Genomic DNA, 18,365 nt, shown 5'->3' with positions numbered 1-18,365 from the left:
CGGTGGTTTTTATTAAATGATTCAACTTTTAGACTGTACCCTTCGTGATGGTGCATATGTAAATAATTCGGAATTTGGCGAGCCAGCATTAAAAGGTATAATTAAACATTTGCAAGATGCCAATGCGGAAATCATCGAATGTGGCTGGCTCAAAGACACCCCGCATGAAGAAGGAAGCAGTTATTTCCATGTGCCGTCAGATATCGAACCGTATCTTTTAGAGAAGAAATCTTCCGCTACTTATGTTGCGATGATTGACTACAACCGCTATGACGATTCTGTTCTTCCGCAGTATAACGGAAAATCTATTGACGCAATCCGCGTCGTGTTTCCGCACGGCAAGCATGAGGAAGGCATTGCTATCGGGGAGCAGATTAAGAAAAAAGGATACAAGGTATTCTTTCAGGCTGCGAACACGCTTGCCTATTCCGATGACGATTTGCTTGTACTAGCAAAAGCCATGAACAAAGTGAAACCTGTCGCAGTCTCAATCGTTGACACTTTCGGCGCGATGTATGAGGACGACCTTGAGCGCATCTTCTCAATTCTTGACAGGGAACTTTCAAAAGACATAAAAATCGGTTTCCATGCGCACAACAACCAGCAGCTTGCCTTTGCGCTGTCTTCAACATTTGTGGAGCTTGCAGAAAAAGCGGGGCGCGATGCCATTGCCGATGCTTCTTTATGTGGCATGGGACGTGGGGCGGGAAATACGACCACAGAGCTTATGACAAACTACCTGAACCGAAAGCATCACAAGAACTATGACATGAACGAAATCCTTGATGCCATCGACATGTACATGACGGGCATTCAAGAAAAATACTCGTGGGGATACTCAACGCCGTATTTCATTGCGGGCGTGTACCAGTGCCATGTGAACAACATCGCATACCTACAGAAAAACCACCGCACGAACGCAAAGGATATGAGTAACATCATCGCATCGCTCTCCCAGTCAGAACGAAGGGCTTATGACTATGACTTGCTTGAAAAACGCTACATGGAGAATCAAGACAGGATTATTGACGACTCTCTTGCACTAAAGGCTTTGCGCGAGGAATTCGCAGGTAGAACGATACTGCTCTTGGCTCCCGGAAAGACGATTGTTTCTGAGAAGGAGAAAGTCCAGAGGTTCATAGAATCCGAAAAACCTGTCGTCATTGCGGTGAATGCAGTTCATAAGAACTATGAGTGCGATTTTGTCAGCTTTATCAATTCCGTGCGTTACCAGTATGCAAAGGAAGCCTACGGAAAGAAACTGGCAGGATTGAAGAAAATCCTTCTTTCAAATATCAAAACTTCTGGCGAAAATGATGAAATTATCGTGAACTTCAACAGCGTCATAAAGCGCGGTTGGGAACACTTTGACAATGCCGTTATCTGTGTCCTCCGACTTTTGAGCAAGCTTGAAGTCCAGAATGTCGCAATCGCAGGCTTTGACGGTTTTAAGACCGCATACAATGAGAGCTATGCAGATGTTTCTCTTCCGACTTTGAACCCTGACGGAAAATGGGACGAACTGAACAAAGAGATTGAGAATATGTTCACCGATTTTTTGCTGTCTACAAAAGGAAAGATGAGCATCCAGTTTGTAACTGAGAGCATATTTGAAGGAGCAATAAAGTGAAATTTATCATCGTGCAGGCGGGCGGAAAAGGGACTCGCCTTGAGCATCTTACGCGCAACAAACCGAAGGCTCTTTTGCCCGTGCAGAATCTCCCAATGATTTTCCATCTGTTCCGCCAGTTCCCCGAGAAAAAATTCATCGTCATCGGCGACTACAAAATCGATGTGCTGAAAAAATATCTCGCCGCATTTGCCGATGTAGACTACAAAATTGTTGACGGTGCGGGAAAGCCCGGTACATGCGCGGGGCTTTCGGACGCGCTTGCGCTCATTCCAGAAAACGAGCCGTTCATGCTTACCTGGTGCGATTTGATTCTTCCCGAGGACTACGCGCTTCCAAAAGAAAATGCCGACTACATCGGCGTGTCGCGCGGCTTCAAGTGCCGCTGGAAGTACGAGGGCGGTGCTTTTGCCGAAGAGCCGAGCGAAAACCACGGCGTGGCGGGGCATTTCATTTTCAGCGACAAAAAACGGATTTTTGATGTTCCCGGCTCAGGGGAATTCGTCCGCTACCTTTCGGGGAAGAACATCGCCTTTAAGGAGCTTCCGCTTGCACGGACGCGCGAATTCGGGCTTCTCTCTGAATATGAAAAGCTTGCAACGGAAAAATGCCGCCCGTTCAACCGCATGACAATGCAAGGCGACCGCATCATAAAAGAAGGAATAGACGAGCAGGGAAAAAAGCTTGCCGTCCGCGAAAAAGCGTGGTACGCAAAGGTCGCCGATAAGAATTTCAAAAACATTCCGAAGATTTACGCGCTCGACCCGCTCACTATGGAAAAAATCGACGGCAAGAACATTTACGAATACTCCACCATCAGTTCTGACGAAAAAAAACAGATTCTTTCCCAAATAATCGGCTGCCTAAAGTCGGTGCAGACGCTGGAGTCTGCCCCTGCCGACCGAGAAAGCTATGATGACGCATACATCGGAAAAACAAAGGCGCGCCTTGAAAAAGTGCGGAATCTTGTTCCGTTCGCAAACGACAAGACCGTAACGGTGAACGGCAGGACTTGCCGCAATGTGTTCTACCACTGGGAGGAGCTTGAAAAAATCGTTGCTTCATTTTACCCATCTGAATTCCGCTTGATTCACGGCGACTGCACATTTTCAAACATGATGCTCCGCACCGACGGAAGCCCCGTTTTGATTGACCCGCGCGGCTACTTCGGGAAAACCGAGCTGTACGGTGACACGGCTTATGACTGGGCGAAGGTCTACTACTCTGTCGTGGGGAACTACGACCAGTTCAATTTAAAGCGGTTCCGTCTTGACATCCGCGAGCGCGATGTTGAACTCAAAATCGACTCGAACCACTGGGAAGACATGGAGGAATCCTTCTTTGAACTGCTTGGCAATGAGGTTTCAAGAAAACAGATAAAGGCTCTCCACGCGATAATCTGGCTTTCGCTCACCACCTACGCATGGCATGACTACGACTCAATCTGCGGCGCGTTCTACAACGGGCTTTATTATCTAGAGGAGGTTTTGGGCTAATTGCTCACAATAAGAAAAATATGAAAGAGTATTTTGATTCTATAATAAAAACAATTTCAGCATCCGTGAATTCATTAGATTACGAAAAACTCAACGCTCTTACCGAAGCGTGTGTGAATGCAATTGAAAGCGGGCATAAAATAATTGTGTCTGGACTTGGAAAGAATGTTCCAGTCTGTGACAAATTTGTTGGTACGATGAATTCTGTCGGTCAGCCAGCTGTTTTTATGAATACAAATAGTGCAGTTCATGGTGATATTGGCATGGTAAAAGAAGATGATATTGTCATCATTCTTACAAAATCTGGTGAAACCGAAGAGTCTGTTTATCTAGAAACTTTGCTTGAAAAACGGAATTGTATAATTTGGCTTTTAACTTTTACTAAAAATTCAAAACTTGAAAAAGCTATACATAATTATAGGGGGGGGGTAATATCTTTGGAACTTGAGAATGAAGGTGACAAATGGAATATTATTCCTAATAACTCAACAACAGTCAACCTTATAGTTTTGCAAGGTTTGGCAATGGAAATTGCTAATAGACGCGGAGTAACGCTTTCAGATTTTAAGAAAAATCATCCTGGTGGACATATTGGAGTGCAACTGAAAAATGTTAGATAAGTTAGAAAAAACGATTGAATTCTCAACTCTTCCAAAAACATGGATTTTGGATTTAGACGGCACTATTTTAAAACACAATGGCTATAAACTAGATGGGCATGATTCTTTTCTTAAAGGAAGTCTTGAATTTCTCCAATCTATTTCTCCTAATGATATGATTATCTTTATTACATCAAGAAAAAAAGATTACGCAATACAAACGGAATCCTTTTTAAAACAACATAATATTCACTATAATTCAATTATTTATGAAGCCCCATACGGGGAAAGAGTTATAATAAATGATAATAAACCTAGCGGTTTAAAAATGGCTTATGCAATTTGTACAAAACGAGATTCTTTTAATGTCCCCACTTTTATAATTAACAAAGAGGTTTAATAATATTTTATGAACAAGAGAACACTTATATTAAAATTGAAGATAAAGTTGTCAAGATTTTTTATTATCTCCAAGTTTGCTAGGAATTATTATATAAATGAGTTAAAAAAACTTATTCCCCTAAATGAAAAAACTTTATCAAATGAAAATGTTTCCTTGACAGATGTTTTAGATAATAGAATCGAAAATGATTTTTGCATTGCTTTATTACCAGCTTCGCTAGGGGATACAATGTTATTTTTCATGTATAAAGACGAGATAGAGAAACAGAATAATGTCAGAATCTTTACAGTTCTTAGAAAAAGTCATTCAGTTATTCCCAAATTATTGAATGAACAACCTGAAAATTATTTGCTAGTAAATAGTGTTTTTGATATTTTTAATATGCCAGAGTTTAATATTTTTTTTGGAAATTGGAAAAAATGTTGTGGAGATATAGGACTTATTAGTTTAAAACCCTCTAAAAAAAGTTTTTTTATTGCGCATTTGGACTATATGAGAAACAGGAAGGCAGAGTGGGCTACGAAAAAAATAAATGATTTTTTGGCTTGTACAAGATTTACATTTTATTTAAATTCCTCTACTAAGTTTTCACGCAAATTGAACTATTCTCTTCTACCGCAAAAAAAACTGTTGAAAAAAACAGTTCTGTTGGCTCCAGAGTCCGCAACACTTGCCACAACACTTGCCATAGATAAAACTTTTTGGAACACCATAGCAGAATATTATAAACAGAAGGGTTTTAATGTTGTGTATAATGCTGTTTCTGAAATTAACTATTTATCAAAGAGTTGTTCTTGGTTAAATGCAGATCTGGAAACTGCTTTGGGAATAGCAATTCAATGTGAGACTGTCATATCAATTAGAAGTGGTTTTTGCGATTTATTATATAAACTAGGAGAAAAACTTATCGTTATTTATCCTAATAAAATTTTTTTTGAAATGTTTTCTCTTAATAAAATGTTTGAAGTTAATGATATAAAAGAGTTTGTTTACAATAAAGACTCATTAAATGAAATATTGTCTTGAAGGTAGAGAATAAAATGAAGGTAAAGGTTTCAGATTTTGCTTTTGATTACATTTCCTCACTTGGCGTAAAGCATGTGTTTTATCTGCCAGGCGGCGGAGCAATGCACCTTGATGATTCTCTAGGGCATAATAAAAATCTTACGCCGATTTGTATGCTCCATGAGCAGCCCTGTGCGATTGCGGCAGAAGCGTATGCCCGCATAAGCGGTAATTTTGGTGTATGCGTGGTAACAAGCGGTCCCGGTGCTACAAATACTATTACAGGTCTTGCGGGAGCATGGCTTGACGCGACGCCTGTCATTTTTATTTCAGGACAGGCAAAAAGAGCAGATTTAGTTCGCAACCAGAAAATCCGGCAGTTTGGCATTCAGGAAGTGAATGTTGTCGAGCTTGTAAAATCTGTAACAAAATATGCTGTTCAGATAAAAGAACCTGAAGATATTCTTTATGAACTTGATAAAGCGGTTGCAATTGCAAAAGAAGGAAAGCCGGGACCTGTGTGGTTGGATATTCCTCTTGATATTCAGGCTTCTCAAGTTGAGCCAGAACGATTACCTCGTTTTACTAAAAAAATGCCTTTGTATGAATGTAAAGAAAGTGATGTGAAAAAAACAATGGATCTTTTTAATAAAGCAGAAAGACCTTTGGTTGTTTTAGGAAACGGTATCCGTCTTGCAAATGCAATTCCAGAAATGGAAGAGCTTATAAAAAAACTTAATGTTCCTGTTATGACAACGTGGAATGGCGTAGACTTAATTGAAGATGATAATCCATTGTTTTTCGGCCGGCCTGGCGCAGTTGGCCACAGACATGCAAATTTTATCCAGCAGAATGCTGATTTTGTGCTGACAATAGGAACTCGTCTTAATCTGCTTTCTACTGGTTATGATTTTGAAAGCTTTTTACGAAAAGCCAAACATGTTATGGTAGAAATAGATAAAAACGAAATGAATAAATGCAGCGTTCATCCTTATCTCAAAATTCATGCAGATGCAAAATCTTTTTTACAAAAGATGCTTTCTAACAAAGACAAAATCGAAGACAAAGAGCGAACTGAATGGTGGAACTATTGCCATAATATAAAGGCAAAATATCCACTTTTTGTTTCTGAACAGACTCCGGACGGGCAGGGAATTAACACATATAAGCTTGTTGATAGCCTAACCGGAAAAATGACTTCTAATGATATTTTTCAGTTTACAAGTTCTGGTACAGGCGCTGATATTTCTATGTATTCGTTTAGAATTAAAAAAGGTCAGAGGGCATTTCTTACAAAAGGACTAGCTTCTATGGGATTTGATCTTTCTGCATGCATAGGCTCTTGCATTGCTGGAAACAAGCGAAGGACTGTTTGCATAACAGGTGATGGCGGATTTCTGATGAATGTACAGGAGCTTGCAACTTTGAAATATTTGAATCTTCCTGTAAAAATCTTTATACTTTGTAATGACGGTTATGGAATGATTTATAATTCCCAGAATGGCAATTTTAAACGCCTTACAGGATGCACTAAAGATAGCGGACTTGGAATGCCAGAAATGAAATCTGTCGTAGAAGGTTTTGGTATAAAATGTTTTGAATTATCTGATGAAAATGATTTAAATAAAACTATAGAGGCTGTTCTTTCTTACGACGGACCTTGTGTTTGTAACGTCAAAGTCTTTATTGGCCAAAAAATACTTCCGCGTCAGACAAATTACATGAAAGAAGACGGACAAATGGCAAGCCGCCCGCTAGAAGATATGTCACCACTTTTGGAACGTGATGAATTTAATAAAAATATGATTGGAGAAAATGAGGCAATATGAAACAATTTACTAGGGCTGATATTGAAAAATTTTTAAAACAGAACATTTCTAATTTGAAAAACAAAACATTGTATATAATGGGGGGGGGCAATACAACACAACTTTTTCAAGAGGGCTTAAGCCGTGAATTTTTTTATAATCAGATAAAAGGTTATACTAATTCAAACTCTGTAAATTGGGGAAAAGAAATGTTTGGTAAGCCTTGTGTGGGCCCTGAAAGCTTGGCTGGACAGGAGGATGTACTTGTTCTTATAAATACACCTCAGCCAGCCTTTATTAAGGAAATGAGGAAAAAACTTTCCGAACTTAATATTGAAAGTTGCCTTATGGAAGAGGCAATATTAAAAAATCATGCAAAAGAAGTTCTTGAGGTTTATGATATGCTTTTTGACCAAAAATCAAAAGATGTATATGCGAATATGCTTTGGTGCAGATTAAAAGGCGAATATCCAGACTGTGATTTGCTGACAAAAGATCAGTATTTTTGCTGGAATGAATTCACAAACAAGAATATCGGTAGTGTTTTTGTAGATTGCGGCGCCTATGTTGGTGACAGCATGGAGCGTTATATTTGGAATAAAGATGGCGTTGTAGATAAAATAATGTGTTTTGAACCAGATAAAAACAATTATAAGGCAATGCAGTTCAGAACAGAGAGATTAAAAAAAGAATGGAATTTGTCAGATAATAAGATTACACTTCTACCTTATGGTGTAAGTGACATCTCCATGGAAGGTGTCGTTCAAGAATATTCGGCAAATAATGGGCTTGGCTCGAAAATTATACAAGGAAGTTCTGCAGAAGGAACAAGCATAAAAATCGTTGCTTTGGACGATGTTATAAGTGAAAGAATTGATTATTTGAAAGCTGACATTGAAAGTTATGAGTATAAAATGTTGCTTGGCGCTGAAAAAACAATAAAAAAATATCAACCTTGTGTTGCGGTTTGTATTTATCATAATTCGACAGATTTTTATTCTATACCGCTTTTATTAAAACGAATGATGCCAGAGGCCAGAATGGCCGTTCGGCATCATTCGAATACATTAGCTGATACTGTTCTCTACGCCTGGACTTGAGAACAGTCTCAGCCGTAGAGAACAGTATCAGGAAAAAAGTAATGAAAAAGATTCTTATAACCGGTGCTACAGGAATGATTGGCTCTGCTATCATCCGAAAAGCCTTAAAACAAGATTATGAAATAACATGTCTTGTTAGAAAGAACTCCTCTCGTATAAATAATATTCCAAAAGATGAGAGGGTAAAAATTATTGATTGTAATATTAGTGATTACAATACTTTAGAACTTGATGATACTTATGATGTTTTTATGCATCTTGCCTGGAATAAAACTTCTGTGGGTGGACGTGATGATGTAGATTGCCAGCTTAAAAATGTTGAGTATACATTGGATGCTGTAAGGCTTGCAAAGCGATGCGGATGTTCTGTATTTATTGGAGCTGGCAGTCAGGCAGAATATGGTGTACAGACAGTGCCACTTACCCCTAATTTGCAGGTAAACCCAGAAAGTGGTTATGGTATTGCTAAATATACAGCAGGAAAATTTGCAGGGATGCTTTGTAAACAAATTGGAATACGATTTAATTGGATGCGAATCTTGAGTGTTTATGGACAAAATGACGGTGAAAATACTTTAATAAGTTATGTAATTCGTGAACTTAAAGCTGGTAAAAGTCCGGAACTTACAAAGTGTGAGCAGATCTGGGATTATCTTCATTGTGATGATGCTGCTAGAGCTTTTCTGGCTGTTGCAGAACATGGAGTTGCTGGAAAAATATACCCTCTTGGAAGTGGCTGTGGAAGGAAACTTTGTGAATATGTAGAAGATATACAGAAGTATTTAGCTCCATCAATTCCTGCAAAATTTGGAGTGAAAGACTATTATCCACACCAACCGATGTACCTTGTGGCGGATATTTCTGAACTTACTGCGGATACAGGATGGAAAATAGAAATGTTATTTAAAGATGGAATAATGAAAATCATCACTTCAGAAGAATTAAAAACAATGAAATAAGGAGATACTGTAAAATGGATAAAAATATCATAAAAAAATGTAATATTTGCCATACAAATGTCGGGGGGGGGGTATAACTCTTTATTAAAAGAGTTAATTGGACTTGGAGATTATACTCAAGAGATTTGTCAGTGCAAAAATTGTGGATTCATATTTGTGAAAAATCCTTTGACTCAAGAACAACTAGATGAGCAATATAAAAACTTTAGTAAATACGAATTTGATAGCAAGGAAGTAAGTGTTTCAAAAACTTATATGAATCGGTGTGTTGAGCAAAAATCTTTTATTGAGAATTCATTAAAAGCTAATAATGAAGTATTCGAAAGTATTCTTGAAATAGGTGCAGCAAGTGGTGCAAATTTGAGTCTCTATAAAGATAAATATGCTTTAGGTGTTGAACCTAGCAAGTGGAATTGCGATAATGCAATGAAAAATTATGGTGTCGAAATGTTTGCTGGTACTTTTGAAGAGTACATGAATAGTGCTGTTCAAAAGAAATTCGACATGATATTTCTTTCGCATACGCTAGAGCACATCGTAAATCCTTGTGATTTTGTAAAACAGTGTTCTAAAATTAATGAAAAATATTTTTTTATAGAAGTTCCTTCTTTTGATTACAAATTGAAAGATGAGCCATACGGAATGTTCACGGATGAGCATGTCAATATGTTCACCTTTGAGAGCCTTCAGAATCTGATGCTTGTTTGCGGCTATGAGCTTTTGAATGCAGAAATTCCTTTTGATATTGGAAATATTGCTCCTAGCGGATATCCATCCCTTAGAACTTTATGGAAAAAATCAAACAATCAAAAAAAATATGAACCCGTTCTTTCAAGTAAAGTCTTGTTCAAAGAGTATATGAAATGGTCTGAGAGGGAATTAAAGAATATTTCGAAAAGAATAGATGAAATCCCTTCAACTGCAAAAGTAGCAGTATGGGGAATTGGTAATACTGCAGCAAGACTTCTTGGAAGTACAAAGCTTGGAAAGAAAAACATCGTCAGATGTTATGACTCAGACAAACGAAAGCATGGGCTTAAGTTTGCCGGGGTAGAGGTTAGCACTTTTGATAAAGATGATATAAAAAACGGCATAATCGATACCATTATAATTACAACATGCACTGCACAAAATACTTTAATGCGGATTCTCAAAAATAATTCGCCTGACATTGAAATTGTACGGCTCTTTAATGTATAGTACATAATTATAAAATGCAAAAGTTACATATCATTTGGGATTTAGACGGCACATTAATTGATTCTGCCCCTGAAATTAAGGCAGTTTTGGCTAAGTCTATAAAAGAAACTGGATTTTCTGAAATAAAACCATTGGAACCTTTCCGTTCGGGGCCTCCTTTGGATAAAACTTTAGGATATATGTATGGACTACAATTATCCGCAGAAAATATAGAGCAAATTCTTTCAGCCTTTCGTAATAACTACGACAACTGCGGATTTAACCATACACCGCCATTTGATGGCATGGAAGAAATCTTGGCAGACACAAGATTTTTACATCACATCGTTACCAATAAACCCGATTTGGCGACAAACCGCATTTTGAAAAAACTCGGCTGGAAAAAATATTTTTCTTCCGTGGTGACTCCTTACAGCTACATGAAATCAAGCGATGACAAGCGAAAAACAAAGACAGAACTTTTTGCTTTGTGCATGAAAGACTATCCAAATGAAAAATTTGTCGGAGTAGGCGACATGGACACGGATGCAAAAGCGGCATTGGAAAATGATATTCCTGCAATAGGCGTTCTTTGGGGAACTGGCTCGGAAAAAGAATTAAAAGCGTGTGGATGCACAAAAATCGTCCATAGCGTTAATGAATTGAAGCAATTATTGGCAGATTTCTGCTAAAAAATCAAAATTACACGAGGTAAATTTGATTTCCATGTTCTTTGACATTTCTATATTTAACTGATAATTACCTTGTTTTTCTCCGGAAAGTTAAGTAAAATTAAACTTAATGGAGGAAATACATATTGTTAAATACAGCATTTGCTCTTGTTTCAGAACTTAAGAATCACTACAAAGCTCCTAAAAACAAATTACTTTCTTTGGAAAAACAGGGACGAATCATAAAAGTCGTAAAGGGCCTTTATGAAACAGACAAATCTGTTTCACCTCTTTTACTTTCTTCTGCGATTTACGGGCCATCATATATTTCCTTTGAGACAGCTCTTTCATATTGGGGTTGGATTCCTGAAAAAGTTACATCCATAACGGCTGCAACCTTCGGTAAGAACAAATCAAAGAGGTTTGACTCAAGTTTTGGAACATTCCTCTATCGGGATATTCCAAAAACGGCTTTTCCTTATGAAGTTTATATAATAAACGAAGGGGAACGCTCCTTTTTGATTGCAGGAAAAGAGAAAAGCCTTTGTGATATACTTTATCGCCAAAGTCCTTTAGAATCTGAAAAAAAATTAAAAGAATATCTTTTTGAAAATCTTAGGATTGTAGAAGAAGATTTTTATTCCGCTGATTTTTCGCTTATCTTTGATTTGTGTGATTTTTATAAGTCTACAAACCTGAAGATTCTGAAAAAAATTGCACAAAAAACAATGGGGGGAAAATCATGACAACACCCGTCCAGCAGATGCTTGAAAAATATGGTTGCAAAAATACTTTGGAATATAAAAACGCACTGAAAGAAGTGATACAGGAAGTAGCTTTATGTGGACTTTCCAGAGGAGGATTCTTTAAGAAATCTGCTTTTTATGGGGGAACCGCCTTAAGAATTTTTTATGGACTAGATCGTTTTTCTGAGGATATGGACTTTTCTCTTACAGAAAAAGATTCTGATTTTCAGATTGATAATTATTTTTCTTATCTTTCTGATGAGCTTTTGTCTAACGGATTTGAGCTTAGCGTTGAGAAAAAAGAAAAATCAGCCATAAGCAATGTTCAGTCAGCGTTCATAAAAGACGGAACTATGGTCCATCTGTTAAAAATCATGCCGACAAGCGAAAAAATTCTTGGTGTTTCAGATAAAGAGTTAATCAAAATCAGGTTCGAGATTGACACAAATCCCCCGGACGGAGCTTCTTTTGAAACAAAGTATGCTCTTCTTCCGATTCCTTATGCAGTGCAGCTGTATGATGAAGGTTCTCTTTTTGCAGGAAAGATTCACGCAGTCCTTTGCCGTTCCTGGAAAAACCGCGTAAAAGGTCGTGATTTTTACGATTACCTTTGGTATCTTTCCCACGGAACAAAAGTAAATCTGAGCCATCTTCAAAAACGACTTGAACAAAGCGAAAAATGGCACTCGAAAGAAGAACTAACTTTACCAAAATTGATTGATTTGCTTTGCGAGCGTTTTGGTTCAGTTGATTTTGATAATGCAAAAAATGATGTTCTTCCGTTTATCAAGGACCCACGCAAACTTGATTTGTGGAGCCGGGATTTTTTCTGTGCAGTTACAAAAGCAAGTTTAAAATGATTCAGTGAAAAAATAGAAATGTCATCGAAATAAATGAAACAACCTGCTCTAGGGCAGTTGATATATATGTTATTTGATATTTCTATTTTTATGTTTAAATCTGTAATATACTTTACAGATTATAACAGTATATGTTATGATTTGTGAAGTATGCAGCCAATAATCCAATTTGAAAAGACTTTGCGTAATCTTTCCTCCCCGGAGCATTTTATTTATTCAAAGTACGATTTAAGAAACATATTTCCGAATATTACGGATTCAAATCTAAATATGATTCTTTCAAGGGCGTGTTCAAAAGAAATTTTGGAGCGTGTTTGCAAGGGAGTCTATATATTTGATTTTGCAAATTTTGGAAAACCTAATGTTCTTTATCATGTGGCGGCAAAATTACGCTCTGATTGTTTTAATTACATCAGTTTGGAAACTGTTCTTTGCGAAACTTCCTATATTTCACAACAGATGATTTCTTATCTTACCGTTATGACCAGCGGGCGCTCCGGAATTATAGACTGTGGAAAATTCGGTACGATTGAATTTGTACATACTGCAAAAAAAATTGAAAGGATCTCAAAAAATCTTTTTTTGGACACTAAATCTAAAATGCTCAAAGCTAAACCTGTTCAAGCCTACAAGGATATGATAGATGCTAAGCGAACTACAATTGAATTGATTAGCAACGAAGCAAAAAAGGAGCTTTCGTATGAATGAATTTGACATACTTGTTTCAAAAGTTCTTGAACAAAATTCTAATCTTATAGTTTTACAAACCGTTGTTGAAAAAGAACTTTTGCATCACGACATCTTGCGGATAATGAACGAGAATAATTTTCTTTCCAAACTCACTTTCATAGGCGGAACTTGCCTTAGAATGTGCTATGGCTCAGAAAGATTGAGCGAAGATTTGGATTTTTCAAGCGATTTTGATTTTTCGAAAGATTCTCTTTCCAAGTTGGGAGGTGTCCTTTGTGCTGAATTTAATAAAAAATATAACCTTCCTGTAACAGTAACTGAGCCAAAAAAAGAAGAAGGAAACACCGATACATGGAAAATCAAACTGATTACGAAGCCCGAAAAACCTGATTTTCCATCGCAAAAGATTAACATTGACATTTGCCACCTTCCTTCCCACGACAGAAAAATTCGTATTCCAAACAACTATTATGGTATTAATTTGGGAACGGATGACCTGCTTTTGTATGCAGAGAGTATGGAAGAAATCCTTTGTGATAAATTGATTGCTTTTGTGAACAGACCTAACCGTGTAAAGAATCGCGATTTATGGGATATTTTCTGGCTAAAGAGAAAAAACATTGAGAAAAATGAAAATCTGCTTGAACAAAAACTCGCCGACAGAAAAATCTCACTTTCTGACTACAAAGAGAAGTTTCAAAATCGGATTGAGCAGATAAAAACCGAACAAGAAGCTTTCCTAAACGAAATGAAGAGATTTCTTTTTCCAGAAAGCTTCACGAAGAATTTTATTTCACCGTTGTGGTGGGAATATCTTCTCGGACTGCTGAGCGAATTAGAGTAAAAATAAATAGAAATGTCATCGAACACAATTTGATATTAAGTAGTCTGATTTTTGATGAAAAAACTTATTCTTACAGGTGCCACAGGCATGATTGGTTCTGCAATCGTGCACGAGGCATTAAAACAGGATTACGACATAACCTGTATCGTCAGAAAAAATTCTTCTCGCATAAAAAATATTCCGCAGGACTCTCGCGTTCATATCATTGATGCGGATATTTCTGAATACAAGAATCTTGAACTTAAAAAAAATACGACATATTCCTGCACCTCGCATGGTACAAAACTTCTGTTGGTGGACGAGATGATGTAGATTGTCAACTCAAAAATGTTGAGTACACCCTTGATGCTGTTCGCCTTGCAAAACGATGTGGGTGCACTGTCTTTGTTGGGGCTGGAAGCCAAACTGAGTATGGCATTCAGTCCGTTCCGCTCACAACGAATCTTCCAGTGAATCCCGAAAGCGGGTACTGAATCGCAAAGTATACGGCAGGAAAACTTTCTTCGCTTCTTTGCAAGCAACTTGGAATTCGCTTCAACTGGATGCGAATTCTGAGCGTATACGGAAAGAATGACGGTGAGAATACACTGATTTTTTATTGCATTCGTGAGCTGAAAAACGGCAGAAGTCCGGAACTCACAAAATGTGAGCAGATTTGGGATTATCTGAACTGCGATGATGCGGCTCGGGCATTCCTTGCTGTATCTGAGAAAGGAGTTGACGGAAAATTCTACCCGCTCGGTAGCGGTAATGGACAAAAATTGTCGGAATACATTATAATGCTAAGAGATTTGTTAAATCTTGAGTTGCAAATAGATTTCGGGAAAAAAGAATATTACCCACACCAACCTATGTATATGGTCTCTGATATAAGAGAGTTAGTAATTGATACAGGATGGAGGCCGGAGATATTTTTTTCTGACGAAATAAAGAAATTATGTTAGACATCATTAAGTAAGGATGCATAAATTGGAAAATAACATTTCTGATTAGCTAAATAGAGAAATCTTTTATCGTAATGAGACTCCCAAAAGAAGATTACTGGAGAAAAAACAATGTCGTATAATTTACTTTTGTCAATTTGTATTCCAACCTATAATCGATACGAAAAGCTTCGTCCTATGTTGCTACAGCTATTAGCTTGTAAGCGAGAAGACTTTGAAGTTATAGTTCAGGATAATTGTTCCAATGATGGTACACAAAATATAAAAGAAGATATAAAAGATTCTCGATTACGATTGATTGAAAATTCTAAAAATATTGGTGGAATTCTAAATGGTTATGGGGCTCTTTTAAATGCAAATGGAAAATATTGCATGATATGCTTGGATAAAGATTGTGTATTGGGAAATAAACTTGAAGATTTTTTAAAAACTTTAACAGAAACCCCAGCAATAAGTTATGGACTTTGTAATTTAAATGTAAAATCACAAAACGAAAATGAAATCTATACTTCGCAAGAAGAAAGATTCAAATTCTTTGCCTACATAGGACGCCATCCTAGTGGAATGTTTTGGAAGTCTCAACTCTTAAAGAATTGTTCTATTATCCCTAGAATTCTAAATTCCAATATTACATTTGGATTCTTCACAGAACTCATATTTGCTGAATGTTCAAGTAAAGAGGGAAATGGGTTGTGTTATAAAAATCCATTGATAATAACAGAAACTCCTGAAGAAGCTGCCCAAAAAAAGACTTTAACATATGATATTTCACAAATATTCTTTTTGCCAAAAAACAGAATTACTGAATATAAGATTTATTTAGGACATCTTGAATTATTAACATTGAATAAAAAAATTTTTGCATGGTTTAGAGTATTTATAAGAGGATTAAAAATAACTACTATGTGGTATAAGAAAATTATGAGAGATACTCTCCATTTGGAGCATTATGGAATTTCCCCAAGAAATATCACTACATTGGAAATTATTGGTATAGCCGTTAGATATGTAATTAGTGTTTTATTTGCATCAAGAAAAAAGGCTTTTAACGGACTTTTTCTAGAGGATTTTTAATAAATGAAAGAAACCATTTTAATCACAGGTGCTACTGGATTTCTTGGAAGCCGACTGCTCCATAAGTTGCTAGATTTAGGGCAGTATAATATAATAATTTTTAAGCGTAGTTTTTCAGATACTGTACGACTTTCTGATATCATTGATAGAAAAAAAATTAAATATATTGATTTAGATATCGTGAATGAAAATTATTATAAGGATTTTTTTGCTTCTCATACCATTGATATTATTATTCACTGCGCTACATATTATGGAAGGGAAGCCTCGGTCTCAATCACTAAAGTCTTAGAAACCAATCTGATGTTTCCCCTTTCACTTATAGAAGAAGCTGTAAAACACGGACTAAAACTCTTTATAAATACAGATTCATATTTCAATAAGCCAAATCAAACTTATAAAACACTACTAGATTATTCACTTTCTAAAAAAACATTGAATCTATGGTTGGAATATATTGCAACTAAAGTAAAAGTTGCAAATCTTAGACTTGAACACATTTATGGTGAAAATGACAGTCCAACAAAATTTGTTGAGGCCATGATTCGTAAAATCGCATTCAAAAAAGAAGACTCAATAGCTCTGACTTATGGTCAACAGTTGCGAGACTTCATTTATATTGATGATGTTTGTGATGCATATATTGCTGTATTAAATAATTACAAAAAATATTCTTTTCATTATCTGACTTTTGAAGTAGGAACAGGAAAAACTTGTTCAATCAGAAAATTTGTAGAAACAATAAAAAAGATTTCTGATTCATCGTCGAAACTGGAATTTGGAAAACTACCTTACCGTGAAGATGAAATCATGAGTTCCTATGCTGATACATGTTTTCTGCAAAACCTTGGCTGGCACCCAAAAACAACAATTGAACAAGGGATAGAAAAGATTATTCAACACTATCGTTCAAATGGTTTTATTATACCTCTAATAAACTTACAAGAGTCTAAGTTGCATTCTGATAATCATGAGCCTGTAATATCGCTTTGTATTCCATCAAGCGGAAGAACACACTTTCTAAAAGAAACTTTGAATTCAATCTTCGAGCAACAGACTGATACATCTCTTTTCGAAGTATGTATTTCAGATAATTCAGATAATGAAGAAACTAGGAAACTGTTGGAAAACGAATACGCAGATAAAAAGAATATAAAATATAAAAAAAGCACAGAATATTCATATCTGAATTTAATAGAAGCTCTTAAAATGGCTAATGGAACATATTTAAAACTTCTCAATGATTATACATATTTAAATGATAAACAAACATTAAATTACATGATTAATACAGTTTCTAAATATGCGGGCAGCAATACGGTTGTTTTTTTCAGCTTACAGGAAAAAAATAAAGAACCTAAAGAGTATAATAATTTTGATTCTTTTTTAAAAAATGTGAGCTATATAGAAACTGCAGCTCCATGCTTTGGAATTTATAAAAGTGTATTTTATTCAATAATGAAGTCTGGAGTGACTCTGAACTATTGGTTTCCTCATGTAACACTCCTCCATAATCAAGCAGCAGAAAAATACATTGTGGATGATACAAAAATACTGAAAAGTTTATCAGTAAAAAAAAAGGGCGGTTATAATCTGCCAATGGTTTTTGGAAATGAATATATCAAAATGAATGAATTACTATTAAATACTGATAAGATATCTCGGAGTACATTTGATTTTGTACGTCTTGAGACATTAGATTTCATTGCAAGCTGGTATTCTAGGTCAAAATATGATAAAAAGCATTGCTCTTTTGATTTCTCAGAAATGAAAAATTGGTTATCGAACTATTATAATGAAAGGGAAATAAAAGATTTTTTCATTTTAGCTAGAAATTATAATAAAAAACAAATTATTCGTAAAATTTTTTCTCTTGTTTTTATTGTTGTCAAAATCTTAAAAAATCTTTCAAGAATAATGACTAGTAGAAAAACATACAGAGCGGAGTATTAAATTATTGTACAATTCCTTTAAAAAAGAAATCAGACAGAGCATGTCTAGAAAAGGAACTGTATTGATAATTCAGTGATGGAAAACTTTTTTGGATTGTTAAGTCAGAGCTTTTATACTTACAGGAGTTTGAGTCTGTCGAGCATTTCAAAAAAGAATTGATTGAGTATTTGTCTTGGTACAACGAAAAGAGAATTAAGGTTAAATTAAAAAGACTGACTCCTTTACAATTCAGGAATCAGTCCTTAAAATCAGCCTAGTTAAAGTGTCCAATAATTGGGGTGCACTTCAGCTGGACTATGTCCATCGAAGACTGGGGACTGGCACTTAATCAATTTGCAATATTATTTGACGGGCGTGTTCCCGGCTTTAATTACCCCCTGCCACTTACACAGAATTTATGACAG

17 protein-coding genes and 2 pseudogenes are annotated in these 18,365 nt (G+C 36.2%); all 19 read left to right on the top strand.

The features are described from left to right. Positions 1–16 precede the first annotated feature (16 nt). A complete protein-coding gene (locus B2089_RS07650; protein WP_296323004.1) occupies positions 17–1,630 on the top strand; it encodes an aldolase catalytic domain-containing protein in 1,614 nt (537 codons plus the stop codon). Beyond that, entirely contained in the window at positions 1,627–3,126 is a 1,500-nt protein-coding gene (locus B2089_RS07645) for an NTP transferase domain-containing protein (protein WP_296323007.1), read from the top strand. The genes B2089_RS07650 and B2089_RS07645 overlap by 4 nt, the downstream gene beginning before the upstream one ends. Before the next feature lie 20 nt (positions 3,127–3,146). Then, complete coding sequence (locus B2089_RS07640) at positions 3,147–3,746, top strand: SIS domain-containing protein (protein WP_296323009.1); 600 nt, start codon at positions 3,147–3,149, stop codon at positions 3,744–3,746. After that, positions 3,736–4,125, top strand: coding sequence for a hypothetical protein (locus B2089_RS07635; protein ID WP_296323012.1), 390 nt, complete (start codon positions 3,736–3,738; stop codon positions 4,123–4,125). The genes B2089_RS07640 and B2089_RS07635 overlap by 11 nt, the downstream gene beginning before the upstream one ends. A 9-nt stretch (positions 4,126–4,134) precedes the next feature. Continuing rightward, positions 4,135–5,154 carry a hypothetical protein gene (locus tag B2089_RS07630; protein ID WP_296323015.1) on the top strand — a complete coding sequence of 340 codons (1,020 nt, stop codon included), beginning with the start codon at positions 4,135–4,137 and terminating at the stop codon, positions 5,152–5,154. Positions 5,155–5,168: 14 nt separating this feature from the next. Next, positions 5,169–6,962 (top strand): thiamine pyrophosphate-binding protein, encoded by a 1,794-nt coding sequence (locus tag B2089_RS07625; protein WP_296323018.1) that lies wholly within the window; start codon positions 5,169–5,171, stop codon positions 6,960–6,962. Then, positions 6,959–8,041: an FkbM family methyltransferase gene (locus B2089_RS07620; RefSeq protein ID WP_296323020.1), complete on the top strand. Its 1,083-nt coding sequence runs from the start codon at positions 6,959–6,961 to the stop codon at positions 8,039–8,041. Before B2089_RS07625 ends, B2089_RS07620 begins: the two co-directional genes overlap by 4 nt. Before the next feature lie 41 nt (positions 8,042–8,082). Further along, the gene (locus B2089_RS07615; protein ID WP_296323023.1) at positions 8,083–9,000 is read left to right on the top strand and encodes an NAD-dependent epimerase/dehydratase family protein; all 918 of its coding nucleotides are present in this window, start codon (positions 8,083–8,085) and stop codon (positions 8,998–9,000) included. Between the two features lie 156 nt (positions 9,001–9,156). Further along, positions 9,157–10,200 (top strand): class I SAM-dependent methyltransferase, encoded by a 1,044-nt coding sequence (locus B2089_RS07610; RefSeq protein WP_296323024.1) that lies wholly within the window; start codon positions 9,157–9,159, stop codon positions 10,198–10,200. A gap of 14 nt (positions 10,201–10,214) precedes the next feature. Further along, on the top strand, positions 10,215–10,871 hold the full coding sequence (locus B2089_RS07605; protein WP_296323028.1) for an HAD family hydrolase: 657 nt from the start codon (positions 10,215–10,217) through the stop codon (positions 10,869–10,871). Positions 10,872–10,996: 125 nt separating this feature from the next. After that, positions 10,997–11,596: a type IV toxin-antitoxin system AbiEi family antitoxin domain-containing protein gene (locus B2089_RS07600; RefSeq protein WP_296323032.1), complete on the top strand. Its 600-nt coding sequence runs from the start codon at positions 10,997–10,999 to the stop codon at positions 11,594–11,596. Further along, complete coding sequence (locus B2089_RS07595) at positions 11,593–12,456, top strand: nucleotidyl transferase AbiEii/AbiGii toxin family protein (protein WP_296323035.1); 864 nt, start codon at positions 11,593–11,595, stop codon at positions 12,454–12,456. Before B2089_RS07600 ends, B2089_RS07595 begins: the two co-directional genes overlap by 4 nt. A gap of 150 nt (positions 12,457–12,606) precedes the next feature. Further along, the gene (gene abiEi / locus B2089_RS12085) at positions 12,607–13,164 is read left to right on the top strand and encodes a type IV toxin-antitoxin system AbiEi family antitoxin (RefSeq protein ID WP_296323039.1); all 558 of its coding nucleotides are present in this window, start codon (positions 12,607–12,609) and stop codon (positions 13,162–13,164) included. After that, a complete protein-coding gene (locus B2089_RS07585) occupies positions 13,157–13,990 on the top strand; it encodes a nucleotidyl transferase AbiEii/AbiGii toxin family protein (protein WP_296323042.1) in 834 nt (277 codons plus the stop codon). Before abiEi ends, B2089_RS07585 begins: the two co-directional genes overlap by 8 nt. Positions 13,991–14,044: 54 nt before the next feature. After that, positions 14,045–14,302: an NAD-dependent epimerase/dehydratase family protein gene (locus B2089_RS07580; RefSeq protein WP_296323054.1), complete on the top strand. Its 258-nt coding sequence runs from the start codon at positions 14,045–14,047 to the stop codon at positions 14,300–14,302. Beyond that, positions 14,248–14,934: pseudogene (locus B2089_RS07575) on the top strand (NAD-dependent epimerase/dehydratase family protein). Before B2089_RS07580 ends, B2089_RS07575 begins: the two are co-directional and overlap by 55 nt. Positions 14,935–15,063: 129 nt before the next feature. Beyond that, on the top strand, positions 15,064–16,008 hold the full coding sequence (locus B2089_RS07570; RefSeq protein ID WP_296323057.1) for a glycosyltransferase family 2 protein: 945 nt from the start codon (positions 15,064–15,066) through the stop codon (positions 16,006–16,008). A gap of 3 nt (positions 16,009–16,011) precedes the next feature. Continuing rightward, on the top strand, positions 16,012–17,961 hold the full coding sequence (locus B2089_RS07565) for an NAD-dependent epimerase/dehydratase family protein (protein ID WP_296323060.1): 1,950 nt from the start codon (positions 16,012–16,014) through the stop codon (positions 17,959–17,961). A 19-nt stretch (positions 17,962–17,980) separates the two neighbouring features. Further along, positions 17,981–18,218: pseudogene (locus B2089_RS07560) on the top strand (IS3 family transposase); the annotation flags it as partial. Positions 18,219–18,365: the final 147 nt, after the last annotated feature.

The sequence above is a fragment of the Treponema sp. UBA3813 genome, from assembly GCA_002368605.1.
In the GTDB taxonomy this organism is placed as follows: Bacteria; Spirochaetota; Spirochaetia; order Treponematales; family Treponemataceae; genus Treponema_D.
The sequence above is the reverse complement of the archived record's forward strand: the minus strand, read 5'-3'. Positions and strand labels throughout refer to the sequence as shown.